Origin of the sequence: Bradyrhizobium sp. OAE829 (assembly GCF_040546575.1) — a bacterium.
Classification (GTDB): domain Bacteria; phylum Pseudomonadota; class Alphaproteobacteria; order Rhizobiales; family Xanthobacteraceae; genus Bradyrhizobium.
On record NZ_JBEPOE010000001.1, the window covers coordinates 1,457,518 to 1,483,531 of the forward strand.

35 protein-coding genes are annotated in these 26,014 nt (G+C 62.8%); 24 read left to right on the forward strand and 11 right to left on the reverse strand.

Annotated elements, in window-relative coordinates:
- Window positions 1–93: 93 nt before the first annotated feature.
- Window positions 94–1,230 (reverse strand): substrate-binding domain-containing protein, encoded by a 1,137-nt coding sequence (locus ABIE49_RS07215; RefSeq protein ID WP_192740318.1) that lies wholly within the window; start codon window positions 1,228–1,230, stop codon window positions 94–96.
- A 213-nt stretch (window positions 1,231–1,443) separates the two neighbouring features.
- Here ABIE49_RS07215 and ABIE49_RS07220 point away from each other — a divergent pair, with 213 nt between their 5' ends.
- The gene (locus tag ABIE49_RS07220) at window positions 1,444–1,881 is read left to right on the forward strand and encodes a MarR family winged helix-turn-helix transcriptional regulator (protein WP_192740304.1); all 438 of its coding nucleotides are present in this window, start codon (window positions 1,444–1,446) and stop codon (window positions 1,879–1,881) included.
- On the opposite strand, the gene ABIE49_RS07225 is transcribed toward ABIE49_RS07220, so the two are convergent.
- Both ABIE49_RS07225 and ABIE49_RS07230 read right to left on the reverse strand, forming a co-directional pair.
- On the reverse strand, window positions 1,878–2,690 hold the full coding sequence (locus ABIE49_RS07225; protein ID WP_192740303.1) for a helix-turn-helix domain-containing protein: 813 nt from the start codon (window positions 2,688–2,690) through the stop codon (window positions 1,878–1,880). The two genes, ABIE49_RS07220 and ABIE49_RS07225, sit on opposite strands and share 4 nt — an antisense overlap.
- Before the next feature lie 131 nt (window positions 2,691–2,821).
- Window positions 2,822–3,643: a helix-turn-helix domain-containing protein gene (locus ABIE49_RS07230; protein WP_192740302.1), complete on the reverse strand. Its 822-nt coding sequence runs from the start codon at window positions 3,641–3,643 to the stop codon at window positions 2,822–2,824.
- Window positions 3,644–3,744: 101 nt separating this feature from the next.
- On the opposite strand from ABIE49_RS07230, the gene ABIE49_RS07235 reads away from it, so the two are divergent.
- From ABIE49_RS07235 to ABIE49_RS07265, 7 genes are all read left to right on the forward strand, one after another.
- The gene (locus ABIE49_RS07235; protein WP_354066639.1) at window positions 3,745–3,954 is read left to right on the forward strand and encodes a hypothetical protein; all 210 of its coding nucleotides are present in this window, start codon (window positions 3,745–3,747) and stop codon (window positions 3,952–3,954) included.
- 39 nt (window positions 3,955–3,993) lie between these two features.
- Window positions 3,994–4,392 (forward strand): hypothetical protein, encoded by a 399-nt coding sequence (locus ABIE49_RS07240; RefSeq protein ID WP_192740301.1) that lies wholly within the window; start codon window positions 3,994–3,996, stop codon window positions 4,390–4,392.
- Between the two features lie 280 nt (window positions 4,393–4,672).
- Entirely contained in the window at window positions 4,673–4,996 is a 324-nt protein-coding gene (locus tag ABIE49_RS07245) for an ArsR/SmtB family transcription factor (protein WP_192740300.1), read from the forward strand.
- Window positions 4,993–5,421 (forward strand): SRPBCC family protein, encoded by a 429-nt coding sequence (locus ABIE49_RS07250; protein WP_192740299.1) that lies wholly within the window; start codon window positions 4,993–4,995, stop codon window positions 5,419–5,421. The genes ABIE49_RS07245 and ABIE49_RS07250 overlap by 4 nt, the downstream gene beginning before the upstream one ends.
- A gap of 54 nt (window positions 5,422–5,475) precedes the next feature.
- A complete protein-coding gene (locus ABIE49_RS07255; protein WP_192740298.1) occupies window positions 5,476–5,694 on the forward strand; it encodes a hypothetical protein in 219 nt (72 codons plus the stop codon).
- Between the two features lie 9 nt (window positions 5,695–5,703).
- Window positions 5,704–6,180, forward strand: a complete 477-nt coding sequence (locus tag ABIE49_RS07260) for a DUF1801 domain-containing protein (RefSeq protein ID WP_192740297.1) — start codon at window positions 5,704–5,706, stop codon at window positions 6,178–6,180.
- Window positions 6,181–6,253: 73 nt separating this feature from the next.
- Complete coding sequence (locus tag ABIE49_RS07265) at window positions 6,254–6,697, forward strand: DUF1801 domain-containing protein (RefSeq protein WP_192740296.1); 444 nt, start codon at window positions 6,254–6,256, stop codon at window positions 6,695–6,697.
- A gap of 27 nt (window positions 6,698–6,724) precedes the next feature.
- On the opposite strand, the gene ABIE49_RS07270 is transcribed toward ABIE49_RS07265, so the two are convergent.
- Together ABIE49_RS07270 and ABIE49_RS07275 are read right to left on the reverse strand one after the other, a co-directional pair.
- Window positions 6,725–6,859 carry a hypothetical protein gene (locus ABIE49_RS07270; protein ID WP_354066640.1) on the reverse strand — a complete coding sequence of 45 codons (135 nt, stop codon included), beginning with the start codon at window positions 6,857–6,859 and terminating at the stop codon, window positions 6,725–6,727.
- Complete coding sequence (locus ABIE49_RS07275; RefSeq protein WP_354066641.1) at window positions 6,856–7,317, reverse strand: group III truncated hemoglobin; 462 nt, start codon at window positions 7,315–7,317, stop codon at window positions 6,856–6,858. The genes ABIE49_RS07270 and ABIE49_RS07275 overlap by 4 nt, the downstream gene beginning before the upstream one ends.
- 84 nt (window positions 7,318–7,401) lie before the next feature.
- Between ABIE49_RS07275 and ABIE49_RS07280 the strand changes: the two genes are divergently transcribed.
- Window positions 7,402–7,995: an RrF2 family transcriptional regulator gene (locus tag ABIE49_RS07280; RefSeq protein WP_354066642.1), complete on the forward strand. Its 594-nt coding sequence runs from the start codon at window positions 7,402–7,404 to the stop codon at window positions 7,993–7,995.
- Entirely contained in the window at window positions 7,878–8,120 is a 243-nt protein-coding gene (locus ABIE49_RS07285; RefSeq protein ID WP_354067423.1) for a DUF6522 family protein, read from the forward strand. The genes ABIE49_RS07280 and ABIE49_RS07285 overlap by 118 nt, the downstream gene beginning before the upstream one ends.
- Here ABIE49_RS07285 and ABIE49_RS07290 read toward each other — a convergent pair.
- Complete coding sequence (locus ABIE49_RS07290) at window positions 8,117–8,851, reverse strand: SET domain-containing protein (RefSeq protein WP_192740295.1); 735 nt, start codon at window positions 8,849–8,851, stop codon at window positions 8,117–8,119. The two genes, ABIE49_RS07285 and ABIE49_RS07290, sit on opposite strands and share 4 nt — an antisense overlap.
- Window positions 8,852–9,071: 220 nt before the next feature.
- On the opposite strand from ABIE49_RS07290, the gene ABIE49_RS07295 reads away from it, so the two are divergent.
- The 7 genes from ABIE49_RS07295 (at window position 9,072) to ABIE49_RS07325 (ending at window position 14,854) form a co-directional block, all read left to right on the forward strand.
- The gene (locus ABIE49_RS07295; RefSeq protein WP_192740315.1) at window positions 9,072–9,662 is read left to right on the forward strand and encodes a hypothetical protein; all 591 of its coding nucleotides are present in this window, start codon (window positions 9,072–9,074) and stop codon (window positions 9,660–9,662) included.
- Window positions 9,663–9,909: 247 nt separating this feature from the next.
- Window positions 9,910–10,935, forward strand: a complete 1,026-nt coding sequence (locus ABIE49_RS07300; RefSeq protein ID WP_354066643.1) for a hypothetical protein — start codon at window positions 9,910–9,912, stop codon at window positions 10,933–10,935.
- A 23-nt stretch (window positions 10,936–10,958) separates the two neighbouring features.
- A complete protein-coding gene (locus ABIE49_RS07305; RefSeq protein ID WP_354066644.1) occupies window positions 10,959–11,309 on the forward strand; it encodes a hypothetical protein in 351 nt (116 codons plus the stop codon).
- Between the two features lie 183 nt (window positions 11,310–11,492).
- Complete coding sequence (locus ABIE49_RS07310; protein WP_192740294.1) at window positions 11,493–11,954, forward strand: (2Fe-2S)-binding protein; 462 nt, start codon at window positions 11,493–11,495, stop codon at window positions 11,952–11,954.
- A 1-nt stretch (window position 11,955) separates the two neighbouring features.
- The gene (locus ABIE49_RS07315) at window positions 11,956–13,566 is read left to right on the forward strand and encodes a molybdopterin cofactor-binding domain-containing protein (protein ID WP_354066645.1); all 1,611 of its coding nucleotides are present in this window, start codon (window positions 11,956–11,958) and stop codon (window positions 13,564–13,566) included.
- Window positions 13,505–14,212, forward strand: a complete 708-nt coding sequence (locus ABIE49_RS07320; RefSeq protein WP_354066646.1) for a molybdopterin cofactor-binding domain-containing protein — start codon at window positions 13,505–13,507, stop codon at window positions 14,210–14,212. The genes ABIE49_RS07315 and ABIE49_RS07320 overlap by 62 nt, the downstream gene beginning before the upstream one ends.
- A gap of 9 nt (window positions 14,213–14,221) precedes the next feature.
- Entirely contained in the window at window positions 14,222–14,854 is a 633-nt protein-coding gene (locus tag ABIE49_RS07325) for a hypothetical protein (RefSeq protein WP_192740292.1), read from the forward strand.
- Window positions 14,855–14,928: 74 nt separating this feature from the next.
- Here ABIE49_RS07325 and ABIE49_RS07330 read toward each other — a convergent pair whose 3' ends face one another.
- Both ABIE49_RS07330 and ABIE49_RS07335 read right to left on the reverse strand, forming a co-directional pair.
- Complete coding sequence (locus tag ABIE49_RS07330; RefSeq protein ID WP_192740291.1) at window positions 14,929–16,797, reverse strand: dihydroxy-acid dehydratase domain-containing protein; 1,869 nt, start codon at window positions 16,795–16,797, stop codon at window positions 14,929–14,931.
- 126 nt (window positions 16,798–16,923) lie between these two features.
- The gene (locus ABIE49_RS07335; RefSeq protein WP_192740290.1) at window positions 16,924–17,652 is read right to left on the reverse strand and encodes a TetR/AcrR family transcriptional regulator; all 729 of its coding nucleotides are present in this window, start codon (window positions 17,650–17,652) and stop codon (window positions 16,924–16,926) included.
- 122 nt (window positions 17,653–17,774) lie between these two features.
- Here ABIE49_RS07335 and ABIE49_RS07340 point away from each other — a divergent pair, with 122 nt between their 5' ends.
- The 6 genes from ABIE49_RS07340 (at window position 17,775) to ABIE49_RS07365 (ending at window position 22,513) form a co-directional block, all read left to right on the forward strand.
- On the forward strand, window positions 17,775–19,178 hold the full coding sequence (locus ABIE49_RS07340) for a carotenoid oxygenase family protein (RefSeq protein WP_192740289.1): 1,404 nt from the start codon (window positions 17,775–17,777) through the stop codon (window positions 19,176–19,178).
- Between the two features lie 75 nt (window positions 19,179–19,253).
- Complete coding sequence (locus tag ABIE49_RS07345; protein WP_192740288.1) at window positions 19,254–19,658, forward strand: MAPEG family protein; 405 nt, start codon at window positions 19,254–19,256, stop codon at window positions 19,656–19,658.
- A 148-nt stretch (window positions 19,659–19,806) separates the two neighbouring features.
- Complete coding sequence (locus ABIE49_RS07350; RefSeq protein ID WP_192740287.1) at window positions 19,807–20,382, forward strand: hypothetical protein; 576 nt, start codon at window positions 19,807–19,809, stop codon at window positions 20,380–20,382.
- A 115-nt stretch (window positions 20,383–20,497) separates the two neighbouring features.
- Window positions 20,498–21,052, forward strand: coding sequence for an inner membrane-spanning protein YciB (locus ABIE49_RS07355; protein WP_192740286.1), 555 nt, complete (start codon window positions 20,498–20,500; stop codon window positions 21,050–21,052).
- Window positions 21,053–21,219: 167 nt separating this feature from the next.
- On the forward strand, window positions 21,220–21,516 hold the full coding sequence (locus ABIE49_RS07360; RefSeq protein ID WP_192740285.1) for a hypothetical protein: 297 nt from the start codon (window positions 21,220–21,222) through the stop codon (window positions 21,514–21,516).
- A 43-nt stretch (window positions 21,517–21,559) separates the two neighbouring features.
- Entirely contained in the window at window positions 21,560–22,513 is a 954-nt protein-coding gene (locus tag ABIE49_RS07365; RefSeq protein WP_192740284.1) for an SH3 domain-containing protein, read from the forward strand.
- Between the two features lie 28 nt (window positions 22,514–22,541).
- On the opposite strand, the gene ABIE49_RS07370 is transcribed toward ABIE49_RS07365, so the two are convergent.
- From ABIE49_RS07370 to ABIE49_RS07380, 3 genes are read right to left on the reverse strand one after another with little or no spacing between them, the layout of a single operon-like run.
- The gene (locus ABIE49_RS07370; RefSeq protein ID WP_192740283.1) at window positions 22,542–23,303 is read right to left on the reverse strand and encodes a DUF429 domain-containing protein; all 762 of its coding nucleotides are present in this window, start codon (window positions 23,301–23,303) and stop codon (window positions 22,542–22,544) included.
- Window positions 23,225–23,668: a MaoC family dehydratase gene (locus tag ABIE49_RS07375; protein WP_192740282.1), complete on the reverse strand. Its 444-nt coding sequence runs from the start codon at window positions 23,666–23,668 to the stop codon at window positions 23,225–23,227. Before ABIE49_RS07375 ends, ABIE49_RS07370 begins: the two co-directional genes overlap by 79 nt.
- A gap of 30 nt (window positions 23,669–23,698) precedes the next feature.
- Complete coding sequence (locus ABIE49_RS07380) at window positions 23,699–25,351, reverse strand: fumarate hydratase (protein ID WP_192740281.1); 1,653 nt, start codon at window positions 25,349–25,351, stop codon at window positions 23,699–23,701.
- 124 nt (window positions 25,352–25,475) lie between these two features.
- Between ABIE49_RS07380 and ABIE49_RS07385 the strand changes: the two genes are divergently transcribed.
- Window positions 25,476–26,006, forward strand: a complete 531-nt coding sequence (locus ABIE49_RS07385; RefSeq protein WP_192740280.1) for a hypothetical protein — start codon at window positions 25,476–25,478, stop codon at window positions 26,004–26,006.
- The last annotated feature ends 8 nt before the right edge of the window (window positions 26,007–26,014 follow it).

Sequence of the window (26,014 nt, forward strand, 5' to 3'; positions counted from 1 at the left end):
CCCCAACCCCACGCCCATCACTAGAAACGGAAATGTTTTCCTTTTCAAGTATTATTTTCAACACCTCCTTTTGCGAAGCGTTACGCGTTGGAGTCAGAACTGCTTGATCAGCCTGAAGTCCAACCCGTTGGCGGCTGCAAGATAGATCGGCATCCTGGCGCTGCCGCGGCGAATGCCGACGGTGCCTCGCGCGCCCTGATAGTCCACATTCGCAGCCGCCGAGAGCAGCGGCTTTCTCGCCAGCGATCCTGCGCGCGCGGCGACCGTTTCGAGAAACCGCAACCCTTCGTAGTTCGACTGCGCGATCGAGCCGATCGGCGGCGCGTGGCGACCGAACCAGGCTTGGTATTGGCAGCGGAAAGCGTCGTTCTCGCGCGAGGCCTTGTCGATGAAATAGCCGGATGCGCAGAACAGGTTTTCGGTATTGTCGGCGCCGATCCCAAGCAGCACGGTCTCGTCCATCGCACCGGCCAGACGCAGCATGCGTGTGCCGAGCCCCTGCTCGCCAAAGGTACGGTTGAAGACGACGCTGTCGGCGCCGATCAACGTGATCAGAACCACGTCGGGCTTCGCGGCCCGGATCCGCGCCAGCTGGTTGCCGTGATTGTGCTCGCCGATCGGCACGAACTCTTCGCCGACAACACGCCCGCCGGCGTCCGCGATGTATTTCTTGATCGCTCTGTGCGACAGCCATGGCCAGACATAGTCGCTGCCGATCAGGTACCAGTTGGTCGCCTGTTTGGTGTTGGCGAGCCACTCGATGGACGGGCGCCATTGCGCCCCCGGCGTCTCGCCGATGGCCATCACGCCGGGCGTCCGCTCGCCGCCCTCATAGACCGGCGTGTACAGGTATGGAATCTGTCCGGCGACGACCTTGCGCAGCGCCACCCTGACCGCGCTGATATGCGAACCCATGATGAGATCGGCGTCTTCGGCCGCGACAATGTCGGAAGCGGTGCGCGTCACGTCGTCGATATCGCCGCCGGTGTCATGGAATGCGACTTCGATCTCGCGGCCGAGAATTCCGCCACGGCGGTTGATCTCGGAAATGCCGAGCAGCGTACTGTTGATGGAGGCCGGGCCCCAGATTCCCGACGGACCGGACAGCCCGACAAAATTGGCAATCCGCAATTTCTTGCGGTCGCGGGGCGACCGGAACGGGCCAAGCGCCGGCTCCGAGGTGCCCGTCCCCATCCCCGGCAACCCCTTGAGCAGCAGTTCCGGCGGCATCGGCGGCCCACCGAACTTTTCTAATTGCGGCAGCGAGAGCAATTCGCTCTCCTTTCAGCTTCTTTTAGTCCGGCGCCATCAGACTACCATCGGCAAGGTGATCGGCAACAAAAATCCTAGTGGAAAATATTGAATATTCAACGATTCCCGTGCATAGAGTTCAAGCAAGAGCGCTAAATATTCATCCAAAACTCCATTACGCAGTTCAAAGCCTTGGCCAAATCGCCCAGTAAACCCATCACCGAGCATCTCGCCTACCTGCTTGCGCAGGCCAATCGGGAGATCAATCGCCAGCTCGACGCGCGCTTCCGCAAGGAAGGCGTGCCGGTCGAGCAGTGGCGCATCCTGAAGGTGTTGTCTGACGGCAAGGGCCACTCGATGGGTGAACTTGCCGAAGCGGTGCTGCTCAATCATCCGACGCTGACCAAGATGGTCGACCGGATGGTGTCGGATGCCCTCGTCTACCGCGTCCAGGATGCCGACGACCGGCGCAAGGTCTTGATGTTCTCCTCCGATCGCGGCAAGGCGCTGACCCAACGCCTGAACTCGCTGGCGCTGAGCCAGGAGGCCTTCATCGCCGAGAGTTACGGCAACAAGGCCACGGCGGATCTGAAGCGCCTGCTGGAAAGCCTGATCGAGAAGGCGAATTAATTCGCCAGCGCGGTGAGCGTTGCTTCCGAGGCGGCATCCGCCGGCATGAACATTTCCACGCGCAATTCCTGCAGCGTGACGTCCTGCGGCGTGCCCAATGTCAACACCGCGCCGATCAGGCCGACCGAGACATCACCCTTGCGCAGCCGCACCTCGCATAGCGGTCCCGGCGTTTCGTGCTCGTCGAACTGCGCGACCGGCAGGTCGGGTAATTTCAACAGTTCGCGCCAGGTCGATTGCAGCGCCAGATCGAGCGGCGCGGCCATCGCCTCGTGGCGCGCACGCACCAGCAGTGCGGACGCGACCTTCGGCCAGTTCTCGACGTAGGGCCGCAACTCGTCGGGCGAGAGAAACATCCGCATGTGATTGAGCGGACGCGTCATGCGCTCCGGCCCGAGCAGCATCGTCATCAGCCGCGTCGCCGCGCCGTTGGCCTGCAGCACGTTCCAGCGCCGGTCGGTGACGATGGCGGGAAACGGTTCGTGCCGGCGCAGCAACAGATCGATGGCGCGCTTGGCGTCGGCGACTTCGGGCGCGGACAAATCGCGCTCGCCATATTGCCGCGCAAAGCCGCCGGACTCCAGCAGCGCATTGCGGTCACGCAGCGACAGGCCAAGCGCGGATGCCAGTTGCAGCAGGATGTCGCGGCTCGCCACCGCCTTGCCGGTTTCGACGTAACTCAAATGCTTGATCGAGATGCCGGCCTCGAACGCCAGATCGGCCTGGCTCAGGGCGCGGCGATTGCGCCATCCGCGCAGGAGATCGCCGACGGGATTGGCGGGCAGCGGTGCATGTTGGCGGGAGTCCATTCGCCGATTATGCGAAGGACGGGCGGCGCTGTAAATCGCAACCTTGTAGGATGGGTGGAGCGTAGCGATACCCATCAACTTTGGTAGCTCAGGCTGAACTTGCTGATGGGTATCGCTTCGCTCCACCCATCCTACGTGAGCGCCGCCGCGATCTCCAGCATCCGCTGCGTGGTCAGGTCGTCGGCGGGGAAAAACGTCTCCAGCGCCAGTTCGGAGAGCGTAACGTCGACCGGCGTTCCAAAGATCATCGTGGTCGAGATGAAGCTCAGCACCTCGCCACCCAGCCGAAACTTGAAGGGAATCGCGACATTGTCCGGCGAGAGCGGGCCGGAGCGCGCCGGCATCGGATAGGCCTTCAGCTCCGCGTAGAGTTTCAGCAGTTCGGGATCGGCGGTCGCCTCGCACTGGCGGTGCAGCCGTTCCAGGAGATGACTGCTCCATTCGGCGAGATTGACGGTGCGCGGCGCCAGCGCTTCGGGATGGAAGGCCAGGCGCATGATGTTAAGGGGTTGGCCCAACAGCCGCGCCGGAATGCCCTCGAGCAGCGGCGCCACCATGCGGTTGGCGGTGACGAGATTCCAGTGCCGGTCATAGGCCAGCGCCGGATTGGGTTCGTGCGCCTTCAGGACGAGGTCGATCGCCGTCCGCGCCGCTTTCAGCGCGGGATCGTCCAGCGAGCGCTGCGGAAAGGCGGGCGCAAAGCCGGCCGCCACCAGCAACACGTTGCGTTCGCGCAAAGGCACCTCCAGGCGTTCAGCCAGCTTGAGCACCATCTCGCGTGACGGCGCGGCGCGGCCGGTTTCGACGAAACTCAAATGACGCGCCGAAATCTCGGCATCACCGGCCAGATCAAGCTGGCTGAGATGGCGGCGCTGCCGCCATTCGCGCAGGTGATCGCCGATATGGACGGGCTGGGTACGTTCGGCTCGCGCCGTGGAAGCATGTGCGTTCATGGTGGAAAACCTACCATGCGAATTTCTCAGCTTCCATTACCTCCAACGTAATCGAATTGGGTCGCGGACGGGGTCATCTTCGCAACCACAGGAGATGACCCATGCTGATGCTTCCTCTGTTTCTGCTCATCGTTCGCGCCCTGCACAGACTGGCGATCTGGGCGCTGGCCCGTTCCCTCAACATGCCGGAACCCCTGGTTCACGACACCGGCGTCTTCGTGGTCGCGCAGGTGCAGACGATCGAGAACCGGATCGGCGAGGTTCTGTCCCCGATGCGGCGCTGGCGCCAGTTCCGGTCCTGGTTCCGTTAACCCCCAACCACCCACCCCGTAAAACCAAAGGAGAGAACTATGATCAACCCGTCTTCATTCCTGAGCCGCGCTCTGCTTGCCGACGCCGTCTTCAGCGGCGTAGCGGCGGTGGCCCTGACGCTTGGCGCCGGCGTCCTCGCGCCGTTCCTCAATCTGCCGGAAGCCCTGCTGCGCGAGAGCGGACTGTTTCTGATCGCCTACACCGCGCTGGTCGGCTGGCTCGGCACGCGGCAATCGGTGCTGAAGGCGATGGTGCTGCTGGTGATCGTGGGCAACGCCGCGTGGACGCTGGGCAGCATCGCCCTGCTGTTCTCGGGCGCAGTCAGCCCGAACCTGCTCGGCATCCTTTTCGTGGTCGCACAAGCGATTGCAACCGGCGTGTTTGCCGAGCTGCAATATATCGGACTGCGCAAGAGCGGCGGCGTGGTGACCGCCTGAGCTTGCTGTGAATTGAAGGCGCGCCCGATGACAGGCTCTTGTCGTCGGGCGCGTTCGCGTGGGCGGTTGGCGCCCTCCCGCTGGATGCATAACCAGCGGGGTATGGTAATTCTGGGCCGACCCAAATCCTGTCCGAGGTACGCCAACCGCCTTCAGCGGCTCACATTGGCCGCGGAACTTGGTTCCTGACGCAACCGTTCGGCCGCTCCATTCCCCGCTTGACTAACATATATCCCGATGGTTATACGTCGATCCATAGCCAACGGGTTATCGATACCAGATGCCAAACGTTCATGACGTGCTGTTCAGAACCCTCGCCGATCCAACGCGGCGGGCGATCTTCGAGCGGCTGTGCCGCGACGGAGAGCAGACGGTCGGGGCCCTGACGGCGCGCGCCGGCGTCTCGCAGCCGGCGGTCTCAAAGCATCTCGGCGTCCTGAAGCAGGCCGGGCTGGTGCGCGACCGCCATGAAGGACGACAGACGCACTACAGCGCGCAGCTCGGCGCGCTTTCGCCGCTGATCGACTGGACCAGCCAGATGGCCGGCTTCTGGCAGAACCGGTTCGACGACCTCGAAGATCTCCTCAAAAGGATGGACCAATGAACACTACGACCGAAACACGCTCCGTCGTCGTCGAACGCGAGATACCTCATCCGCCGGAAAAAATCTGGCGCGCGCTGACGCAACCGCATTTGATCGAGGAGTGGCTGATGAAGAACGACTTCAAGCCTGTCGTGGGTCACAACTTCAATCTGCGCGGCGAGTGGGGCGGCGTGCTGGACTGCGAGGTTCTCGCCGTCGAGCCGAATAAAAAGCTGACCTACACCTGGAATTTCAAGCACGAACAAGCGGCCTACAACCTGTCGAGCGTCGTCGCCTGGACGCTGACGCCGACACGCACGGGAACCCTGCTGCGCATGGAGCAGTCGGGCTTCCGGCCGGATCAGCCGCAGGCCTATGGCGGCGCCAAGGCGGGCTGGCAGGAGTTCTTCGCAAAGCTGGAGCAGATGCTGGAACGGGGCGAGTGAGCCTGCAGGCTCCGCCTGAGGATTATTCAAGGCACGTAACAAGAGGAGATTCCATTGAACTGGAACATCTGGATTCGACAGATCCACCGCTGGCTGTCCCTTGCCTTTACGGTGACCGTCATCATCAACTTCATCGCCGTGGCAATGGGGACGCATGCCGACTGGATCGGCTTCCTGGCGCTGCTGCCGCTTTTCCTGCTCCTGTTCAGCGGCCTGTACTTGTTCGCGCTGCCCTATGCCACCAAATGGCGTAGCGGTGACGCACCGGGATAAGGAGTGTGCATGAAGGCGAGCAAGACGCAGCGGAAGCCGGCGAAGAAGGTCGCAAAGAAAATCGCCGCCAAAGGGAGCCCCGCGAAGCCGAAGCTGCTGTCGGGGGGCAATCCGCAGATCGCCAAGGCCTACGGCGATGCGCCGGTACAAGCGTACATCGCGGCCATGCCGGGTTGGAAAAGCGATGTCGGGCGCCGCCTCGACGCGCTCGTCACGCGCACCTTCCCCGGCGTGTACAAAGCCGTCAAATGGAACTCGCCGCTGTACGGTATCGAGGGAGAAGGCTGGTTCCTCGGCATCCATGTCTTCACGAGATACGTCAAGGTGGCGTTCTTCCGCGGCACGTCGCTGCGCCCCATTCCACCTGGAGCATCCAAGCACAAGGAAGTGCGCTATCTCGACATCCACGAGGACGACGAACTCGACGAAGCTCAGCTTAAGGCCTGGGTGAAGCAGGCCAGCAAATTGCCCGGCGAGCGAATGTGAGCGGGGACGAGCCATGAGCAGACGCCAATTGAGCAACCCGCGCGTGGTGACTAACGAAACGGAACGAGGGAAAATGACCGCGAAGAAAGCGACATCAACCAGGAAGATCAGCAAGAGCCCATCGAAGGAAGGAAATGAAGGCGAGTCCCCTTCCCGGCTGATCGACATCAAGATCAAGGAACTGGGCGACTGGAGGGCCAAGACGCTCGCCGGTGTCCGCGCGCTGATCAAACAGGCCGTGCCTGACGTGGTCGAGGAGTTGAAGTGGCGCGGCGTTCCGGTCTGGTCGCACGACGGCATCATCTGCACCGGCGAGACCTACAAGAGCGCCGTGAAGCTGACTTTCGCCAAGGGCGCTTCGCTCAAGGACCCGTCAAAGCTGTTCAACTCCAGCCTCGAAGGCAACACAAGGCGCGCCATCGATATCCATGAGGGCGTTGAAATCAATGCGGATGCCTTCAAGACGCTGATCCGCGCCGCGGCGGCGCTGAACAGCTCAAAGAAAAAGGCGCGTTAGCCGAACCAGGCGTCGCTGCGCCGACGCCTAGCTCAAAGCCAGCGCCGCGAACATTCCGGCCAATGTCAGCACAAGCCCGATCACGAGCATCGGTACGAGGCTGCTGCCGGAGTACGGATCGACCTGATCCTTGCCTTGTATCGCACGCGTCTGGTTGGTCATCGAACGGCTCCTGTTTCACTGCGCCTAAATCGCTCGCCGGGTGCGAGCATGACGCCCTGCCCGCTGGCGATTCCAAGTTCGAGGCTTGCCGCGATGCGCTGCGCCCGTTCGACGAAATGGGCCGCAGCCACCGGCGGACAGAGTTCGCTCGCCGCAGCCTCGAACAGTTCGAGCCAGCGGTCGAAATGACCGGCGTCGACCGGCAGCGGCATATGCTTGACCATGGGCGTGCCGTGATAGCGGCCCGACATCAGCGCCACCGATGACCAGAACGCGCACATCTGCTGCAGATGCGGCTCCCAATCGGTGATGCGCGCCCCGAATACCGGCGCCAGCACCGGATCGCTGCGGACTTTTGCATAGAAGCCGTGCACCAGCCGTTCGATCATGGCTTCGGTGATGCCGGTTCTTTCCATGATCTCGGCGGTGATCGCCTGACGCCGTTCTGCCCCTGTCACACCAGGTCTCCTTAAATAGGTATTTCAAATACCTATTTAGATTGCTATAGATGATCTGCCAAGTCACATTTCTGAGGGCCTCCCATGCGCCTGACATCGTTCACCGATTTTGCCCTGCGCGCCCTGATGCGGCTGGCGGGCGAGCCGGCGCGCTCGTTCGCCACCAGCGAGATCGCGGCCGAATTCGGCATCTCCCGCAATCACCTCGCCAAGGTGGTGCGGGATCTCGCCGATGGCGGCTTCATTTCGACCCAGCGCGGCGTCGGCGGCGGGTTCAGCCTGGCGCGGCCGCCGCAATCGATTACGCTCGGCGAAGTCGTGCGCGCGCTGGAAGGCGAAGCCTTGGTCGAGTGTTTTCGCGAGGATGGCGGTTGTTGCTCCCTGCTGCCGCGCTGCCGCCTGAAGGGAAAACTCGCTGCCGCGCGCGAAGCCTTCATGCGCGAACTCGACGGCACGACGCTGGCGGAATGCGCCTATCCCGCGCGATCCAAAGCGAGCCCTGCGCGAGGTGCCGCAAGCCGATCGAATTTGCCGATGGTGAAGTGGAGATCGACGCGTCGATCGTCGCCGAAGGCCTCGGCATCGCGCTGCCGCGGCTCAGGGAAGGCATGCGCGCGGGCACCATCACCAGCGTTTCCGAGCGTGGCGTCGATGCGGATCAGGGGCGGCATCGGCTGACGTTCTTCTCCGAGCACCGGCGCTTTCGCGTCGTGGTCGATGCATCAGGCGTGATCGTTCAGCGCTCGGCGGTAGATTTCGGGGATTCGACGTTGCCGAGATCGGTGCGGAAGCCGCGTGGCTAGGCCGTCGCGCGGCTTTCCGCAGCCTGCCGGGGCTTTGCAAGAATACCGGACCGTGCGGTCGGAACCTTGCGGGCATGGCCGTTGAGCGACTTGCCGTTCAAGGACTTGCCATTCAGCTTGGTCCCATTCGCCTTGGCCCCATTCGCCTTGGTGCCGTTCTTGGCGACCAGCTTCTGCCTGTCTTTTTCCTTGGCCTTTGCTTTGGCCTTGCGCGCCCGGGCGGCTTTCGCCTTTTGCTTCTCGGCTTCCTTCAAGGCCTTCCGTTCCGCCTTGGCCTTGAGGCGAAGCTTCTCCGCCCTCGCCTCGGCGCGCTTCTTCTTGCGCTTCTTTTCGCACGCCACGCATTTGCAGCCGATCGGCTTCAGATAGGCTTTGAAATAGTCGGTGCCGTAATCGTAATTAATCTCGTCGCCCGGCTCGATGTTCTTGATGGCGCGGATGATGACCTTGCGCTTGCGCGGCTTGACGTCGGATTCCGCGTTCGGCTTGCAGGCATGGTTGATATAGCGGGCGACGTTGGCGCGCACCGAACCGTCGATGGTCCAGCGGTTGGTCAGCTCGAACAGATATTTGTTCTCGATCGCGTCGTCTTTTTTCTTCTTCGAATCCAGCAGTGGCCCAAAATAGCGGACGATCTTGGCGCCCTTCTTGATCGGTTTGGTGGCGAAGAGGCCAAGCCCGGTACGGGAGCGGCCGACGCGAAAGGGTTTGTTCGGAGATACGGTAGCCATGACGATTGAATTACTGACACGCTGGTGAGTGAAAGGAACGGCGAAGCTGCCCTTCTAGGACGATTCCGCGCCGATGTCAGGTATTTCGGTTGGCTTCCTTGAACCTTCCCCAGATTGCACACGTCAGACTGTCATGGTTCCCCAAAGGCCCGGGCCCAGGGGACCTCAAGGGGACGCCAGGGGACGCCAAGGGATGAAACGCCTCCGCTATTTGCATTTGATGGTTTTGGCCGGTGCACCATGCGCCGTGCCTGGCCTGTTTTCACCGGCAAATGCCCAGACATTCAGCAGCCTCTATACGTCCACGGCGCCGAAGGATTGCCGCATGATCGGCAAGCCCAGCGAACTCGACGGCAGCACGACGCGGGTTTGCCCCGGCACGGCGGGCCTGGTGGTGCTGATCAGCGAAGGCGACTTGCGCGAAACCGTCTCGGTCGGCCGCAACCGCGCCGCGGCGGCCAAGGAGCCGGCCGCGCAAGGCTGGTTCGGCCCATTCAACTCGACCACGAACACCGTCGAATGGCGGGCGGTGGACGGCAAGCCGTTCGCGATCATCCAGCGCTGGCACATCGCCGACAACAGTGATCCGGACAAGGAAGGCCGCCCCACCGCCAAGCCGATGCTGGCGGTGACCAGGCTGCCGCCAGGCGCCGTCTGCCACGTCGCCTATATCGACGCCAAGGCCAACCCAAATCCCAACGAGCTTGCCCGCAAGGCCGCCGACGAGCTCGCGCGCAGCTTCACCTGCGGCAAGGACGAAGTGAAGGTGATCGGCGAGACCGGTCGCGCCGTAAGCATGGCGAAGCGTTAGCGGATGACGTCGGGCGCCTGGCGCCGTTCTGACACACGACCCTCCCGGCCTTCTCTCCATGGACGCGCCCGGGTTGCGGCGCCAAGTCGCGTGTGCCGGCGCTGTAAGACTACCGCAGGACCTCAAAAGCCGTTATGGTTCCCGACCAAAAGGGGGACGTGGATTTGCGGAAACGGGCATCCAACCCGGTTTGCCCTCAAAAAACACCCCTTCAATCGATTACGACACAGTCTGATTAGATCACGGTATGTGGTTTCCGATCATCGCCTGGATAGTGCTGTTCAGCGCTTGCGCGTTTTTTGCAGGCGCGACATTGGGACTCGATCCAGCCCAGATATCGGTTCAGCTTTCAGCGTTGCCTGGTCCCCAGCGGTTCGCGCTCGGCGCCATCATGCTGACCACGCTAGCGCTGATCGGCTCATCCGTCTGGCAGGCTTACGTTCTGGCGCGCCAGAACAAGTTATTGCGGGACCGCCTCAGGGGCCTGCGACAAGGGGTTGTGGCCGCGCATGACGCGCAAGCCGGATTCGACTCGTCGGTCCAGTCTCTCGCCAAGAGCGACCCCGAAGAAGCCATCGTATCGCTTCAGACGACGCTCGCGGACACTGAAAAGCGGGTAGCCGAACAGCAGAGCCGGTACGATTCCGTCGATCTCCATGCGCGGCTTGAAGAGATCCGGCGCCGCCAGCAGGCCCTTCGCGAGACGGTCGGCGTCGTGTCGGAGAAGCGTCGGGTTGCCGAGCCGGTATTCAGCGAATTGAAGGACCGGCTGCGTCAGCTCGACCGGTGGCTCACCGAGCTCGAGACCGACGACAACAAGAAAAATCTCGGCGATCGCGTGGGCGAACTGGACCAAAGCGTATCCGCGATTCACAACCGTCATGGCGTGCTGCAGCAGTCGCTGGCGACGCTCAACCGCTTCAAGGAAGAGCTGGCCAAGACCCACGCAGAGCTGGTTCCCGTGCGCACGCCGGAAACCGGGATCAACGCCCTCATCACCGAACTGCGCTCATCCGGCGACCAGTTGACCAGGATGCTGGATGAACTCGAATCCAGCGGGGATGAAAAGCTCAGTCTGCGGGTCGAGAGCCTTTCGAAGAACAAAGTCGAGATCGAGCAGCGGGTCGCGCACATTGATGATTGCTTCCATATTCTGGACGCCATTCGCCTGGACCTGGAAGAGCTCAGGGAACGTCGGACGCATCTGGAGCGCTCGCGGCGATTGAGACGGATTCCAGCGGCGCCAGCCTGCTCGACCGCCAGAACGCGCTGAACGAATTCATCGTCGACTGCCGATTGCGTCTCCGGAACCTGCAGGATTTTTCGGCGACGCTGGGCCAGTTCAAGGAGGAACTGGCCACGTCGCAGGCCGGACTGGCGCCGTTGCAGGGGCCAGTCTACGGCATCGAGGCATTGATCGCCGAAGTGAATATCGGTCACGCGATACTGAGCAAGACGCTCAGCGAGATCGAACTGAAGGGCGATGAAGGGCTCGCCTCGCGCGTGGAGGCGATCGCCACCAACAAGACCGAGCTCGACGCGAGAATTTCCAGGATCTTCGAAGATTTTCAGAAGCTCGATTCAATGCGAAAGAACATCGGCGAGATGTTCACGAGCATCAGAGGCACCCTCAATCGAATAGGGTGACCTGCTGGATTGCTACGACGATGTCCGAACTGCCTAGCAAAAAGGCACGCGACGCAAGCCAACGCGTGCGCTCTATCGTCACGTCCGTGCAACACTTGGCAGCCAAGGAAACCTAAGTTACGTTGACGGGCGTGAAGCTGCCCGGAAGTGAGGACAACAAGATCCACAAAGGGACATATCGACATGATCGAGCTCACGGTCAATGGAACCAAGCACCAGGTTGACGTCGTTCCCGAGATGCCGTTGCTTTGGGTGTTGCGCGACGAACTCGGTGTCACAAGTCCCAAATACGGATGCGGCGTAGCGCAATGTGGCGCCTGTACCGTCCAGATAGACGGTGCGGCGGTCCGTTCCTGTCAGTCGCGTATCGGCGACGTCGCCGGCAAGTCGGTCACCACGATCGAAGGGTTGCGAGATAGAGACCAGCACCCGGTCCTGCAGGCCTGGATCGAACATCAGGTCCCGCAGTGCGGCTACTGCCAGACCGGCCAGATCATGCAGGCCATTTCGCTTCTTGAACTGATCCCCAAGCCAACGGACGAGGAAATCAATGTGGTGATGTCCGGCAATCTATGCCGGTGCGGCACCTATCCGCGCATTCGCGCCGCGATCCATGCGGCTGCCGCAAAGATGGGAGCGAAGTAACATGGGCGTCATGCAGAACCTCTCTCGTCGCGCTTTCATCGTGGGCTCCGCCGCTGTAGCCGGCGGCATCGCTTTCGGTTCCTACAGTCATGCCGAACAGGCCGTTGCGACCGCCCATGGCAATCCGTTGGCCGCCGGCCTCGGGCCCAACGCCGTGACCTTCAACCCGTGGGTCGAGATAAGCCCGCAGAAAATAACGCTCATCGCACAGCACGCCGACATCGGTCAGGGCGTCGGCTCCGTGCAGCCGATCCTGATCGCCGAAGAGATGGACCTCGATCCCGGTCAGTTCGAGATCCGGTTCGCAGGCCCCAGTCCCGCCTACTTCAACTCCGGCTTCGCGGATGAGTTTGCGCCGTTCGTGGCGGCGGACCAAAGCCCGGCCGCCGAAGCAGCCCGCGCCGCCACGCTGGAATATCTCAGGAAGACCGGCTTGCAGATGACGGGCGGGTCGAGCACGATTCCTGACACTTACGAAAAGCTGCGCGTCGCCGGCGCGGTCGCGCGCGAGACGCTGAAGGCCGCGGCCGCCAAGCGTTCGGGCATTCCTATCGCCGACATTCGCACCCAGTCCGGCCACGTGATCCTGCCTAACGGCAGCAAGATTGCCTATGTCGACCTCGCGGCGGAAGCCGCGAAGATTGCGCCGGTGCTCGACGTCAAGCCGCGCGACCCGTCGACATGGCGAATGGTGGGCAAGCCGATGATGCGGCTTGATGTGCGACCCAAGGTGATGGGCGAGCTGAAGTTCGGCATCGATCTGAAAATGGACGGCATGCTGTTCGCCTCCGTCAAGCTGAACCCCAACAAGGGTCAGCCTATGAAGTCGTACAATGCAAGCAAGGCGCAATCGATGCCGGGGGTCAAAAAGATCCTCGAAATCAAGAATGGCGTTGCTGTCATCGCGACCAACAGCTGGTACGCGATGCAGGCGGTCGACGCGATCGACTGCCAGTGGGCGCCCTCGGCCTATCCCGCCGAGCAGGCTGATCATTGGAAGGTTCTGGAAGCGTCGTTCAAGCCGGAATTCCTCGGCAAGGAGTGGCGGAAAATTGGCGATATCGAAGCCGGGCTGAAGGATGGCACGCCGGTCCAGGCGGAGTATCGCGCGCCCTATCTGGCGCATCAGCCGCTGGAGCCGCTCAACGGGATCGCCATCGTCTCCGACAAGGGGATGGAAATCTGGGTCGGCCACCAGAGCCCGCAGGCCGTGCAGTCGATCGCAGCGACGGCGATCGGCCTCAAGCCGGAGCAGGTGACCTTTCACAATCAATGGGCCGGTGGAAGTTTTGGCCACCGTCTCGAATACGAGAACATCCGTGTGCTGGCCGAGATCGCAAACCAGATGCGCGGCACGCCGATCAAGCTGGTGTTTTCGCGCGAGGAGGATTTTCTCCAGGATATTCCGCGACAGATTTCAGTCGCCCGGCACAAAGGCAGCGTCAAGAACGGCAAGATCGTCGCGGCCGACCTGCAATCGGCATCGACAGCGCCGCTAAAGGGGCTGCTCGAGCGATACGGGCACCCCGTCAAAGGATCCCGATGCGCAATTGGCCGCCGGGCTGTGGAATGTCTATTACGACATCCCGAATTTCCGGGCCACCAGCTATGAAGCGCAGGGGCTGTCGCCATGCACCACGTGGCGGTCGGTCGGCGCCTCGACCGCCGGTTTCTTCACCGAAAGCTTCATCGACGAACTGATCCATGCGGCAGGCCTTGATCCAATGAAGGCGCGCATCGAGATGTGCACCGTTCCGACCTACCGCAAGGTGCTGGAAACGGTCGCGCAGATGTCGGATTGGAAGGGACCGCTCGGCAACGGCCGAGGACGGGGCGTCGCGTTCGTCGAGTCCTTTGGGACGCCGACGGCTGAAGTCGTCGAAGTGACCGCGACTGACCGGGGCATCAGGATCGACAAGGTCTGGGTCGCGGTCGATGTCGGCAAGGTCGTCGATCCCGTCAACTTCGAAAACCAGGTGCAGGGAGGGGTCGTCTGGGGGCTCGGTCACGCGATCAATTGCGAACTCACTTACGCAAAGGGCGCGGTGCAGCAGACCAACTACCACCACCACGAAGCCATGCGGATCTACCAATGCCCGGTTATCGAAGTTCGTGGGCTTGAGAACGATCCCAAAGTGAGAGGTGTCGGGGAGCCTCCCGTTCCTCCCGCCGCTCCCGCGCTTGCAAACGCGATATTCGCGGCGACGGGAAAGCGCATCCGCGAAATGCCCTTCAACAAGTTCATCGATTTTGTTTGAGGGCGAGCCATGAAGACATCTCTGATCGCGGTCGCGTTCGCTGCTTCTTCAATCCTGGCCCTCACGGGAATTGTCGTGGCCAAAGACGAGGCCGCCAAGGACGTGCTGCCGGCGGGCAGCGTCAGCCGTGCCGAGGGGCTGGAAGCCTGGAAGAGGATTGAAGCCGTTGTCACACATCCACGTTGTGCCAACTGCCATGTCGACGCCAAGGCCATACCGATGTGGACGCCGGCAGGCGAAAACAGGACCCGGGTGCACGGCATGAATATTCATGGCGGAGAGAGCCGCATCGGGGCTGAAACAATCCCCTGCTCGACGTGTCACATGACCTCCACCTTGCCGAATGATCCCGCACCCGCGCCGATGCGCGCCGGCATTGAGTGGCAGCTTGCCCCGGTCGCGTTCATCTGGTTCGGCAAGAGTGGCGCCGAGATTTGTGCGCAACTGAAGGATCCCAAACGCAATGGCGGTCGAGACGCCGTTGGTCTCCTTGAACACTTGCGGCACGATGCATCGTTAAGCGGCTTCATCCCTCGGGGGTGGCACCCCGGGGCCGGCCGTTCCACGCCACCAGGCACCTTCGAGGACCATGTTAAAGACATGGCTCTGTGGGGAGCCGCGGGACAACCCTGCCCGAATTGACGTCGTTGTCGCCGCGAAGCGATGCAGTACTTGCTGCAACCGTTCCGTCGATGCCAAGTCCTGCCGCCCGCTTCCTAAAACGCCTTAGCGGCGTCGGGCCGGTGCTTGTTCTTCGGCACGAAGCCCGACCTGGTTGCCTCGCGCTGCTCGCGCACCCACACCTCGCGGTTCGGATGCAGGCCGCCGCCGCGGGTGGCCGGCACGGCAGAGAGCCGCGCGCGGTGCAACAGGCGGGTGTCGGCGACGCCGCAGTTCGGGTGCAGGCCGCCATTGGCCGCCACCACCTTGTCCCAGGCCGCCTTGCGCGCCTTCAGCACGGCCGGATCCGCCAGCGCCGTGCAGTTGAGTTCGTTGTTGTTGAGATCTGCGATGATCTCATCGCCGTCCTCGACGAAGGCGATCGGGCCGCCAAGGCCGGCTTCGGGGCCGACATGGCCGATGACGAGGCCGACCGATCCGCCGGAGAACCGCGCATCCGTCATCAGCGCCACCACGATGCCGCGCTCGCGGCACAGCGTGGTGATGCGCGAGGTGGGATCGAGCATTTCCGGCATGCCGGGCGCGCCGCTCGGACCCTCGTAGCGCACGATGATCATGTCGTTGTTCTGGAAAAGGTCGGGCGTTTTGTCGAGCGCCTCAAGTAGCCCCCGCTCGCCTTCGAACACGCGCGCTCTGCCGCGGAACAGATTGTTTTCCAGCCCACCTTCGACGCCCGCCAGTTTCAGAATGGCGGAAAATTCCGGCGACAGATTGCCGCCGAGAACGCGCAGGCCACCGGTCGGCTTGTAGGGTTTTGCCACGGTGTAGATGACAGTGCCGTCGGCGGGTTTGGTTTCGAGGCGCTTGACCTGTTCGGCCAGCGTTTCGCCGGTGCAGGTCATCACGTCACCGTTGAGCAGTCCGGCCTCCAGCAATTCACGGACGATCACCTGCACGCCGCCGACGGCGTCGATATCGACCATCGAATATTTGCCGTACGGCCGGGCATCGGTGAGGACAGGCACGACGTATTGCGACAGATGGTTGAACTCGGACGGAGTCATGACTTCTTTCCAGAAGTCGGCAAAGCCTGCGGCGCGCGCGATCTCGGGCGCGTGCAGCGTGACGTTGGTGGAGCCACCGATCGCCATCGCGACGATGACGGCGTTGCGGATCGAGTCGCGCACCACGATGTCGCGCGGCTTGAGCCCCTTCGCGATCATCTGCGCGAGGTAGCCGACCAGCTGGTCCGGAAACTCCTTGAGGCGGCGGGGATCGTCGGACGGCGGCGCCACCATGTGCAGCGGCTGCATCCCGACGACGCCGATGAAGGTCTGCATGGTGTTGTAGGTGAACATGCCGCCGCAGCTGCCGTAGCCGGGACAAGCATGGCAGGCGATGTGGTGGCGGTATTCCGCATCGGGGTTGCCGGCGACCTGGTAGGCGCTGACGATGTCGAGCTTCTCGCCGGTGTTCGGATCGGTGCCGGGATGGATCGCGCCGTCGGACATGATGATCGCGGGCTGATTGTGCTCGAGCAGCGCGGCCAGCGTGCCGACCGGCGGCTTGTCGCAGGCGACGACGGCGATGGTGCCGAGCAGCCCGGTGGCCTCCAGATGTTCGCACAGCGCGTCGTGCGTCACTTCACGCCCGATCAGCGAGTAGCGCATTTCGCGCGTGCCGTTGCGGATGCCGTCCGAGGTGGCGATGGTGTATTCCGGCTGGACCAGGCGCAGCTTCATCTGGCCGGCGCCCTTGCCGACATGGCTCTTGAGGCTGGCGTGGATCGCATCGACCTTCGCCATCACGCCCATGTAGCACTGGCTGTCGCCCTTGGTGCCGACCACGCCGACCGAGGGCTCGTGGATCAGGTCCGGATCGACGCCCAGTTCGCGCGCAATCCCGATGGTTTGGGCCGTGCGGCCGGGATGGCGGTCGATGAGGACGGCTTTGGAGTCTGTCACAGCTAGTTCCTTCCCGGCAGGGGTCGTTCGGTCGATATTAGAAACGCTTTAAGGCGCACCTTATAGAGCGCCGACCTGCGGGAAGTCACGCGGAAGTCACATGCCCGATAGCTGGTATGCTGCCACCTAGGCCCCCGGCGGACGGGGCACGGACCCGCGCAGCATCGCGTCGAGCAGCTGGTCGGCCGACGTGCCCTCGGGCAACCGCTCCAGAATGCCGGTGAGGCGGCCATCCAGCAGCAGCGTGGTAAAACCGTGCACCAACGACCAGGCGCGCGCAATGGCGGCGGCCTGATCCAGCGACAATCCATCCTCTGGAATCTGCTCGTGCCGGCTGGCGCCGACACCGCGGGTCAGCCCTGCGAACGCGGCATCGGAGGCCTCATGCAGCGAGGGGCGCGAATAATCCAGCCGTGCGCTGCGGAACATCACGCCGTACATGCCGGGATGCGCCTGCGCATAGGCGACGTAGGCTTTGGCGCTCGCCAGCCCCTTCATGATCGGCAGCGTTTCGCTGTTGCCGGCGGCGACCATGGCCTCGTTGAACATCCGAAAGCCGATCGCCGCGAGTTCGCTGACGAGGCCGGTGAGATCGCCAAAATGATGGGTCGGTGCGGCATGCGAGACGCCGGCCTCGCGCGCCACCGCGCGCAGCGTCAGCCCGGCCAATCCGTCGCGCTCCAGCACCCGCTCGGCCGCCTGCAGCAGGGCCTCGCGCAGGTCGCCATGATGATAGGGGGTATCGCCTGACGATTTGCGCCGCCGCACGGCGGGCCGTTCGGCAGCCGCCCTCGCCGGTTTACGGCTCCGCGCGACGGTGCGTACCACTTTGTTTTCTCTTGATGTTTTTGCCATTTGCACCCCTTGCGAATCCTTATAGCCGCAATTTTTACACTGTAAAGATTTTGCTTGACGATGGCTGGCATGCCCTGTAGTCATATCTTTACGTTGTAAAGATAAAACCGGAGGAAGCGACGATGCTCGATCAAGTGGCGGCCAACGCGGCGCGTACCAATCTGGCGCCGATTCCGATGGAATGCGACGCGCCGTTCCTGAAGGTCACCGGCGAATTGCCGCGCGAGCTCAACGGCACGCTTTATCGCAACGGCCCCAACCCGCAATTCGAAGCGCCCGGCGCGCACTGGTTCGTCGGCGACGGCATGCTGCACGCCTTCCATCTCGAGAACGGCCGCGCCAGCTATCGCAACCGCTGGGTCCGTACCCCGAAATGGCAGGCCGAGCATGATGCCGGCCGCGCGCTGTTCGGCGGCTTCGGCCGCAAGCTGCCGGGTGCGCCCGCCGAAATCACCAATGACGGCGGCGTTGCCAACACCAACATCATCTTCCACGGTGGCCGCCTGCTGGCGCTTGAAGAAGGCCATATGCCGACCGAGATCGAACCCGGTACCCTGGAGCGTCTGGGCTATTGCGACTACAAGGGCGCGATCGCAGGCCCCTTTACGGCGCATCCCAAGATCGACCCCGTCACCGGCGAAATGGTGTTCTTCGGCTACAATGCCGCGGGACCGCTGACCCCTGCCCTGTCGTTCGGATCGGTCAACGCGTCAGGCGTGGTGACGCGGTTCGATCGTTTTGAGTCGCCCTACGCCAGCATGGTGCACGACTTCATCGTCACCGAAAATCACATGCTGTTTCCGATCCTGCCCATCACCGGCAGCATGGAACGGGCGATGCGCGGCAAGCCGCCTTACGCCTGGGAGCCGGAGAAAGGCGCCTATGTCGGCGTCATGAAGCGCACCGGTTCGGCCAAGGACATCGTCTGGTTCCGCGCCGAGAGCTGCTACGTGTTCCACGTCATGAACGCGTGGGAGGAAGGCGGCCGCATCGTCGCCGACGTGATGCAGTTCGAGGAAGCGCCGCTGTTCACCCACCCCGACGGCTCGCCGACGGATCCCGAAAAATCGCGCGCACGCTATTGCCGCTGGACCTTCGACCTCTCCGGCAATACCGACCGCTTCACGCAAGAGTATCTCGACGATTTGACCGGCGAATTCCCGCGCATCGACGATCGCCGCGCGGGCCTTGCCAGCAACCACGGCTGGTACGCCTGCGCCAATCCCGACCTGCCGATGTTCGGCGCGCTGTCCGGCATCGTGCATGTCGACGGCAAGGGCAAGCGGCTTGGCAAGTATCACCTGCCTGCCGGCGACACCATTTCCGAAGCCGTGTTCGTCGAGCGCGGCGAAGACGCCACCGAGGGCGATGGCTGGCTGCTCGCCGCGGTCTGGCGCGCGCGGGAAAACCGCAGCGACCTGGCGGTGTTCAACGCCAAAGACGTCGAAGCCGGACCGGTGGCGCTGGTGCATCTCGGGCATCGCGTGCCCGATGGTTTCCATGGCAATTGGGTGAGTGCGGAGTAGCCGACGCCTAGTCATCCCCAATGCGCTATTGCGCATCGGGGAATGACGCTATGAGTCGTCTCGGGGGACCCACACATGCACATACCCACGATCACCGGCTTCTATCTCGCCCTTCTCGCGCTGCTGTATCTGGTGCTCGGCCTGCAGGTCTCGCGCCTGCGGCGGGGACATCGCGTCGTGTTCGGCGACGGTGACAACATCAAGCTGCGCAGCGCCATTCGCGCGCACGGCAACTTTGCCGAATATGTCCCTGTTATCGTGCTGCTGGTCGCGCTGCTGGAAATGTCGGGGATGCCGACCGCGCGGGTGCACCTGCTGATGGGAATGCTGCTGGTGGCGCGGCTGCTGCATCCGCTCGGCATGTATGTCGGCCCACGCACTATGCAGTTTCAGATCTGCCGCGTCGGCGGCATACTGCTTACCCTGCTGGTGCTGCTTGCAGCCGCGCTTCTTGCACTGGCGCGCTTCTGGCCGTTCTAGCCGATTCATTGCCTCCTAACCCATTGTACCACTTGATTATTTCCATCAACTCACGTTTATTTTGACACTGTAAAGATTTTTCTTGACGACTGCTGCCCTTGCCCCTACGGTATCTTTACGATGTAAAGATGAAGCCTGAGAGGCTGCCATGACGATCTTCCTGATCCTCGCCCCCTACGGTGCCTTCGCGCTGCTGATGCTGGTGACCTCGACCGCGGTCAGCCTGTTTGCCGGCGCCGGGATCTGTCTTGCGGTGATTGCCTACGACATGCTGCGCGGCCGTTGCCTGAAGATCCTCGGAGCGGGCTCCGTGGTGGTGTTCACCGCGGTCGGCAGCTACGTCACCCTGATCGATCCGCAGTTGAGCGTCTCCGGCGTCAAGTTCGCCGTCGATGCCGGAATATTCCTCGTCACCCTGGGCTCGATCGTGGCCGGCAAACCCTTCACGCTGCAATATGCGCTTGAGGTGGTCGATGCCGAAACCACGAAGCTGTCAGGCTTCATCAGGGCGAACTACATTATCACCTGGGCGTGGACCGGCGCGATGCTGTTGATGATGGCCGGCAATGCTGCGCTGATCTATGTGCCGGGCCTGCCGCTGTGGTCGGGATTGCTGGTCGCATTTGCCGCACGCAACAGCGCGGCCTATTTCACCAAATGGTATCCGGAATACCGCAAGGCGAAGTACGGCACCCCGCCCGCCAACGCCTTGCCCGAAGTCTAACCATCAACCGTCATTGCAAGCGCAGCGAAGCAATCCATAGCTATAACAAGAAAGTTGGATTGCTTCGTCGCTTCACTCCTCGCAATGACGCCATTCACCAAGGAGGATCGCGACAGTGAAGGACGTATTCGCAAGATTAGGCGCCGACTTTTTCTCCACCATCGTGTTCATCGCGATCTATCTCGCGACTGATAACGTGTTGCTGTCGACCGGCGTCGCGATCGCAGGCGCCATCGGCCAGGTGATCTATTCCCGCATCAAAGGCAAGGAACTCGGCTACATGACCTGGGCCAGCCTCGGGCTCGTGATCGTGCTCGGCGGCGCCACGCTCTTGACCCACGATCCGCGCTTCGTGCTGGCGAAACCCGCGATCGGGCATTTTGCGATCGGCCTCATCATGCTCAAGCGCGGCTGGATGCTGCGCTATATGCCGCCAATCGTGACCCAGACCATTCCGGAATATGTCACTGCCGCAGGCTACGTCTGGGCCGGGCTGTGCTTCCTGCTCGCCGCCGGCACCATCGGCGTCGCCATGACCGGAGACATGAAGCTGTGGACGTTCTATGTGACCGTCGTGCTGATTGGGGCCAAGATTGCTCTGTTCGCCGTGCAATATGTCGCGTTCCGCGTCCTGGTCGGCAGCCGCCTGCGCGCGGCCGCCCGCGCGTAAGTACCGTAGGCAAAGCGTTTTCAAGCGAAGTGGATACCGGTTCGCGTCAAGAAAACGCGTCAAAAGGAAGGCTACAGGGTTGGGCTTGCGCGGCAAGATGGGTTATACCGCCGCCGGGAGAACTCAGAACCATTCCGGTTCCTGGGAAATGTATTGGGGAGACCAAGATGGCCGTTGACGGAAACTGGGATATCGTCATGACCACGCCGATGGGCGAGCGCAAGGCGACGCTGACGTTGTTGGCCTCTGGCGGTACGCTGACCGGCACGCAGGGCGCCGATGGGAATTCCGCCGAAATCTTCGACGGCACCATCAGCGGCGACGCCGTCAACTGGAAGGTCTCGATCACCAACCCGATGCCGTTGACCCTCGAGTTTATTGGAAAGGTGTCCGGCGACAGCATGTCCGGCGAAATGGGCATCGGCCCGATGGGCAGCTTCCCGTTCACGGGCACTCGGGCCTGATCGCGAAATGAGGGAGTGCGTTGGCTCCCTCACCATTCGATCCATGCAAAAGACTGCACTGCTTTCAATCGCCGTCGTCGCCTTCCTGGTGACGGCGGCGATCGCACAATCCGAACCCGAGCCGGCATGGCGCGCCAGCGCGCTGGCGCTGGTGCCGGCGGGCTTTGTCGCCGGCGAAGCCTACCGCACCACGGATATGACCGGATACCTCGCGGTCTATCCGGCGAGCGCGAACGACCCTAAATCCCCCGCCAGCGTGTTCGCAGCCCGCCAGGAGCTTGTCGTGAGGCTCGACAAGGACGAGAAGCGCGCATTGTCGGCGGAATTGAAGCCGCGCAGCGACGCCACGCGCGGCAACCGCGACACCACGATGACCGATCCCGACGGTCAGGAAAGCGGGTTCGCAAAATCGCACGCCGAACTCGCGGCCAAACGCGCGACACTCCCCGAGGGTACCGAGCCCTGCAGTCTCGGCGCCTGGTCGGAAGATCGCGATCCCGGGGGACTCAACGTCCGCGCCGAGCCGTCGGTGAAATCGCGCGTGCTCGGCACGCTGCCGCCGCCCTATCGCCTGAAGATGGGTGGTAGTGAGAACACACCCGAAGACGGCTGGCTGACCGAATTCCGCATCATCGGCTTCAAGGACGGCTGGTTCCTGATCGAGGGCGCGACGCCGCCCGGCAAGGAATATGAGGACGAGAAGAAATATCCGCGCAACGCGCCAAAGCCCTATGCGGGGCGCGGCTGGGTCGCGGCCAACAAGGTCGGCGCGAACTACGCCAATGGCGGCACGCGCATGGGCGGGCTGTTTCAGGCCCCATTCGCCGATGCGAAATGGACACAAGCGATGCGCAAGCTCGGCGGCCCGCTCGACACCGATGGCGGCCCGAAGCGCCTCTTCGCCTGCAGCGGCTATTGGGGCCTCGTCGAAAGCCAGGACGGCGTACGCGGCTGGTGGCGCAGCCTGTGCTCCAGCCAGGTCACGAATTGCAGTTGAAGAGTGGGGCTGCTCGGGGCTGGCGCCGCTAGAACCAGATTTGCATCGGCAGGCCGTGAGCGTCCGGTGACGGCGATCCGACGCTGCCCGCAGGTTCGCGCGCGGCAATCGCCACGGCGCAGGCGTCCAGGACATCGTCACGCTTCGCGCCGGTGCCGATCCGCGTCTTATCCAGCCATAAATCGATATCGCGAAGCCCGCTTCGCTTGAGCAACATCCGGCGAAGGCAATCTCCTTCCTCGGATTTCTTCGACGGCAAGGGATTGTTTGCGTTCAACCGCAGAAACACCAGTTCGGGATGGACCTCGCGGACATCAAGCGCGCGATGCGCACGCAGGAAAGCGTCTACCTCCATGATCTTCGGTCCGAGATGCCAGAGCTGGCGCGATATTCGCTTTTGGCCGCGACGCAGGCATTCCCTGTTCGCTTCGTCGGGATTGTCGAAGTCTTGCCAAATCCAGCGCCGCGCGCCCGTGAAAACACGCGAGGTGTGCGGGCGCAATTTGTCGCGGGCGAGCAGATCACACGCGCGCTCGCCGTCATCGGCCATGCCGATGGGGATATCGATCCCTGCCCGATCGAATGGGCGCGACAACGCTTCCGAGACATCGCGATGGAAGGAAATTTCGTGCGCGCCGCCTTCAAGACGCACTGCGACCCAGCCGTTGCCGAATCCATCGAGGCCGACAGCTCTGCAGCTCCCGCCCCCGCTCACTTCGGCCGGCTTGGCACGATCGCAATCGGATTGAATGCGTAGACCGCCTCGCCGCGCTGATTGTAGGCCGTCCATTTGATGCGAGCGACGCCATGCGGCTTCGAGCGTGAAGGCACCAGTTCGACCAATTCCCCTTCAAGATGAATCGTATCGCCGGGCCGCACGGGTTTCAGCCAGCGAAGATCATCGACACCGGCGCCGAACAGCGGGTGTGGTCCGAACGGACGACAGCTCGACGCAAGCCGCATCGCAATGGCAGCCGTGTGCCACCCGGAAGCGGCGAGGCCGCCAAGTATGGTATTCTTCGCCGCTTCCTCGTCGAGGTGGAATGGCTGCGGATCATACTCGGCCGCGAAGCGGATGATGTCGTCCTTCGACACCGTCACTCCGTCGCTCTTGAAGCGCATCCCGAGCTTCAGGTCCTCGAACCATTCGACCATCGCACCCTCGCTCACAATCTGGACGCCGCCTCACCCCAAATTCAATTCCTTGAAGAAGTCATTGCCCTTGTCGTCGATGATGATGAAGGCCGGAAAATCCACCACTTCGATGCGCCAGATCGCTTCCATGCCGAGTTCGGGATATTCCACCACCTCGACCTTCTTGATGCAGTGCTCGGCGAGGTTGGCCGCGGCGCCGCCGATCGAGCCGAGATAGAAGCCGCCGTGCTTCTTGCAGGCCTCGCGCACCGCGACCGCGCGGTTGCCCTTGGCGACCATCACCATCGAGCCGCCGGCGGCCTGGAACTGGTCGACGAAAGAATCCATGCGTCCCGCGGTGGTCGGACCGAACGCGCCTGACGCGTAGCCGTCGGGCGTCTTGGCGGGGCCGGCGTAATAGACCGGATGGTTCTTGAAATAGTCCGGCAGCGGCTCGCCCTTCTCCAGCCGCTCGCGCAATTTGGCGTGGGCGGAATCGCGCGCGACGATCATGGTGCCGGTCATCGAGACCCGCGTCTTGATCGGGTGCTTTGAAAGCGTCGCCAGAATATCCTTCATCGGCTGGTTGAGATCGATTTTTACCACCTCGCCACCGAGCGCCTGCTCGACCGCCGGCAAATACTGAGCTGGGTTGTGCTCAAGCTCCTCGAGATAGACGCCGTCTTTCGTAATCTTGCCGAGCACCTGGCGGTCGGCCGAACAGGACACACCGAGCCCGATCGGCAGCGACGCGCCGTGACGCGGCATCCGGATCACGCGCACGTCGTGGCAGAAATACTTGCCGCCGAACTGCGCGCCGACGCCGAGCGACTGCGTCATCTTCAGGATCTCCTGCTCCATCTCCAGATCGCGGAAGGCGTTGCCATCGGCCGATCCATGGGTGGGCAGCGCATCGAGATAGCGCGCGGACGCCAGCTTCACCGTCTTCATGCAAAGCTCGGCCGAGGTGCCGCCGATCACGATCGCGAGATGATAGGGCGGGCACGCGGCGGTGCCGAGGGTCAGCACCTTCTCCTTCAGAAACGCCAGCAGGCGATCCTTGGTCAGCACCGACGGCGTCGCCTGGAACAGAAAACTCTTGTTGGCGGAACCGCCGCCCTTGGCCATGAACATGAACTTGTAGGCGTCATCGCCCTCGGCGTAGATCTCGCACTGCGCCGGCATGTTGTTGGCGGTGTTCTTTTCCTCATACATCGAGATCGGCGCCACCTGCGAGTAGCGCAGGTTACGGCGCAAATAGGCGTCGCGCGCACCTTCCGAGAGCGCGGCCTCGTCGTCGCCGTCGGTGATGACGCGGGCGCCCTTCTTGCCCATGATGATGGCGGTGCCGGTGTCCTGGCACATCGGCAGCACGCCGCCGGCGGCGATGTTGGCGTTCTTGAGGAAATCAAACGCCACGAACTTGTCGTTGTCGCTGGCTTCCTTGTCCTCGAGGATGTTGGCCAGCTGCTTCAGATGGCCGGGCCGCAGATAGTGATTGATGTCGCCGAAGGCGGCCTCGGACAGCGCCCGCAGCGCCTCGCGCGACACCACCAGCATGTCCTTGCCGAGCACCTTCTCGACCCGCACGCCATCCGTCGTGATCTTCTTGTAGGGCGTTGTGTCCGCGCCCAGCGGAAACAGCGGCGTGTGCTTGTAGGGCGGAACGGGCTTCTGGTCGGGAAAGGCGGTCGGGGCGTTCATGGGCTGGGCTCGCAGGGTTTTGGGGGCCGGAAGCGTCCAGGGGACACCCGGTATTTGAACCGTTCTAAGCACTTTTGACACAAAAGGAAGGTTCCCGAATGGCCATCAGCAATCGAAATCGAGAATGACGACTGTTCCCACCACAGTGACGAGCGAGACAGTGGCCGCCCCTCCCCCGGTCCCGCCCGCAGCCAGCCTGTCCGGTCTCGGCGTCGCCCTGACCATCATCGCGGTGCTCGAACTCCTCGACGGCCTGTCGGTGGCATGGGGGATCTTCGGTGATCCTGAAATCGAGGTGCCAGCCGTCAGCGGCGCTGCCAGCCTCATGCACCCGTTGCTGGCGCTGGCGGCCCTGGTATTCGCCGCCTTCGGGCGCGTGCGGCCTGCGATTGTCATGCTCGGCGCTGTCATCATCGTGACCTGGCTGAAATACATGCCGACCGTGGTGTCGTCAGGAATCGACGCGGTCGGCTTCGGCGCGATCTGGTCTCCTGCGCAGATTATCGCGTTCCCGCTATTGGCGGTCTGCGCGATCTTCCTTTCCGCGCGCAATCGTCGGCTGCTCGTTGCCACCGCGCTGGCCGGCCTTCCCACTTTGTTCAACATCGCCGCCATCATTGCGATTGCCATCGGCCTCGCCATGCGCGGGACCTGACGCAGCCG

Excerpts from the sequence above, each read along its gene's own strand:
- ABIE49_RS07290 (WP_192740295.1), bottom strand. The coding sequence starts at position 8,851 with ATGGCTACCGTATCTCCGAACAAACCCTTTCGCGTCGGCCGCTCCCGT.
- ABIE49_RS07380 (WP_192740281.1), bottom strand. The coding sequence starts at position 25,351 with ATGAACGCCCCGACCGCCTTTCCCGACCAGAAGCCCGTTCCGCCCTAC.
- ABIE49_RS07250 (WP_192740299.1), top strand. The coding sequence starts at position 4,993 with ATGAACACTACGACCGAAACACGCTCCGTCGTCGTCGAACGCGAGATA.
- ABIE49_RS07325 (WP_192740292.1), top strand. The coding sequence starts at position 14,222 with ATGAAGACATCTCTGATCGCGGTCGCGTTCGCTGCTTCTTCAATCCTG.
- ABIE49_RS07215 (WP_192740318.1), bottom strand. The coding sequence starts at position 1,230 with ATGCCGCCGGAACTGCTGCTCAAGGGGTTGCCGGGGATGGGGACGGGC.
- ABIE49_RS07340 (WP_192740289.1), top strand. The coding sequence starts at position 17,775 with ATGCTCGATCAAGTGGCGGCCAACGCGGCGCGTACCAATCTGGCGCCG.
- ABIE49_RS07295 (WP_192740315.1), top strand. The coding sequence starts at position 9,072 with ATGGTTTTGGCCGGTGCACCATGCGCCGTGCCTGGCCTGTTTTCACCG.
- ABIE49_RS07335 (WP_192740290.1), bottom strand. The coding sequence starts at position 17,652 with ATGGCAAAAACATCAAGAGAAAACAAAGTGGTACGCACCGTCGCGCGG.
- ABIE49_RS07240 (WP_192740301.1), top strand. The coding sequence starts at position 3,994 with ATGATCAACCCGTCTTCATTCCTGAGCCGCGCTCTGCTTGCCGACGCC.
- ABIE49_RS07230 (WP_192740302.1), bottom strand. The coding sequence starts at position 3,643 with ATGAACGCACATGCTTCCACGGCGCGAGCCGAACGTACCCAGCCCGTC.
- ABIE49_RS07270 (WP_354066640.1), bottom strand. The coding sequence starts at position 6,859 with ATGACCAACCAGACGCGTGCGATACAAGGCAAGGATCAGGTCGATCCG.
- ABIE49_RS07265 (WP_192740296.1), top strand. The coding sequence starts at position 6,254 with ATGACCGCGAAGAAAGCGACATCAACCAGGAAGATCAGCAAGAGCCCA.
- ABIE49_RS07385 (WP_192740280.1), top strand. The coding sequence starts at position 25,476 with ATGACGACTGTTCCCACCACAGTGACGAGCGAGACAGTGGCCGCCCCT.
- ABIE49_RS07365 (WP_192740284.1), top strand. The coding sequence starts at position 21,560 with ATGCAAAAGACTGCACTGCTTTCAATCGCCGTCGTCGCCTTCCTGGTG.
- ABIE49_RS07375 (WP_192740282.1), bottom strand. The coding sequence starts at position 23,668 with ATGGTCGAATGGTTCGAGGACCTGAAGCTCGGGATGCGCTTCAAGAGC.
- ABIE49_RS07225 (WP_192740303.1), bottom strand. The coding sequence starts at position 2,690 with ATGGACTCCCGCCAACATGCACCGCTGCCCGCCAATCCCGTCGGCGAT.
- ABIE49_RS07370 (WP_192740283.1), bottom strand. The coding sequence starts at position 23,303 with ATGGACGGCCTACAATCAGCGCGGCGAGGCGGTCTACGCATTCAATCC.
- ABIE49_RS07345 (WP_192740288.1), top strand. The coding sequence starts at position 19,254 with ATGCACATACCCACGATCACCGGCTTCTATCTCGCCCTTCTCGCGCTG.
- ABIE49_RS07350 (WP_192740287.1), top strand. The coding sequence starts at position 19,807 with ATGACGATCTTCCTGATCCTCGCCCCCTACGGTGCCTTCGCGCTGCTG.
- ABIE49_RS07315 (WP_354066645.1), top strand. The coding sequence starts at position 11,956 with ATGGGCGTCATGCAGAACCTCTCTCGTCGCGCTTTCATCGTGGGCTCC.
- ABIE49_RS07245 (WP_192740300.1), top strand. The coding sequence starts at position 4,673 with ATGCCAAACGTTCATGACGTGCTGTTCAGAACCCTCGCCGATCCAACG.
- ABIE49_RS07260 (WP_192740297.1), top strand. The coding sequence starts at position 5,704 with ATGAAGGCGAGCAAGACGCAGCGGAAGCCGGCGAAGAAGGTCGCAAAG.
- ABIE49_RS07310 (WP_192740294.1), top strand. The coding sequence starts at position 11,493 with ATGATCGAGCTCACGGTCAATGGAACCAAGCACCAGGTTGACGTCGTT.
- ABIE49_RS07235 (WP_354066639.1), top strand. The coding sequence starts at position 3,745 with ATGCTGATGCTTCCTCTGTTTCTGCTCATCGTTCGCGCCCTGCACAGA.
- ABIE49_RS07360 (WP_192740285.1), top strand. The coding sequence starts at position 21,220 with ATGGCCGTTGACGGAAACTGGGATATCGTCATGACCACGCCGATGGGC.
- ABIE49_RS07280 (WP_354066642.1), top strand. The coding sequence starts at position 7,402 with ATGCGCCTGACATCGTTCACCGATTTTGCCCTGCGCGCCCTGATGCGG.
- ABIE49_RS07300 (WP_354066643.1), top strand. The coding sequence starts at position 9,910 with ATGTGGTTTCCGATCATCGCCTGGATAGTGCTGTTCAGCGCTTGCGCG.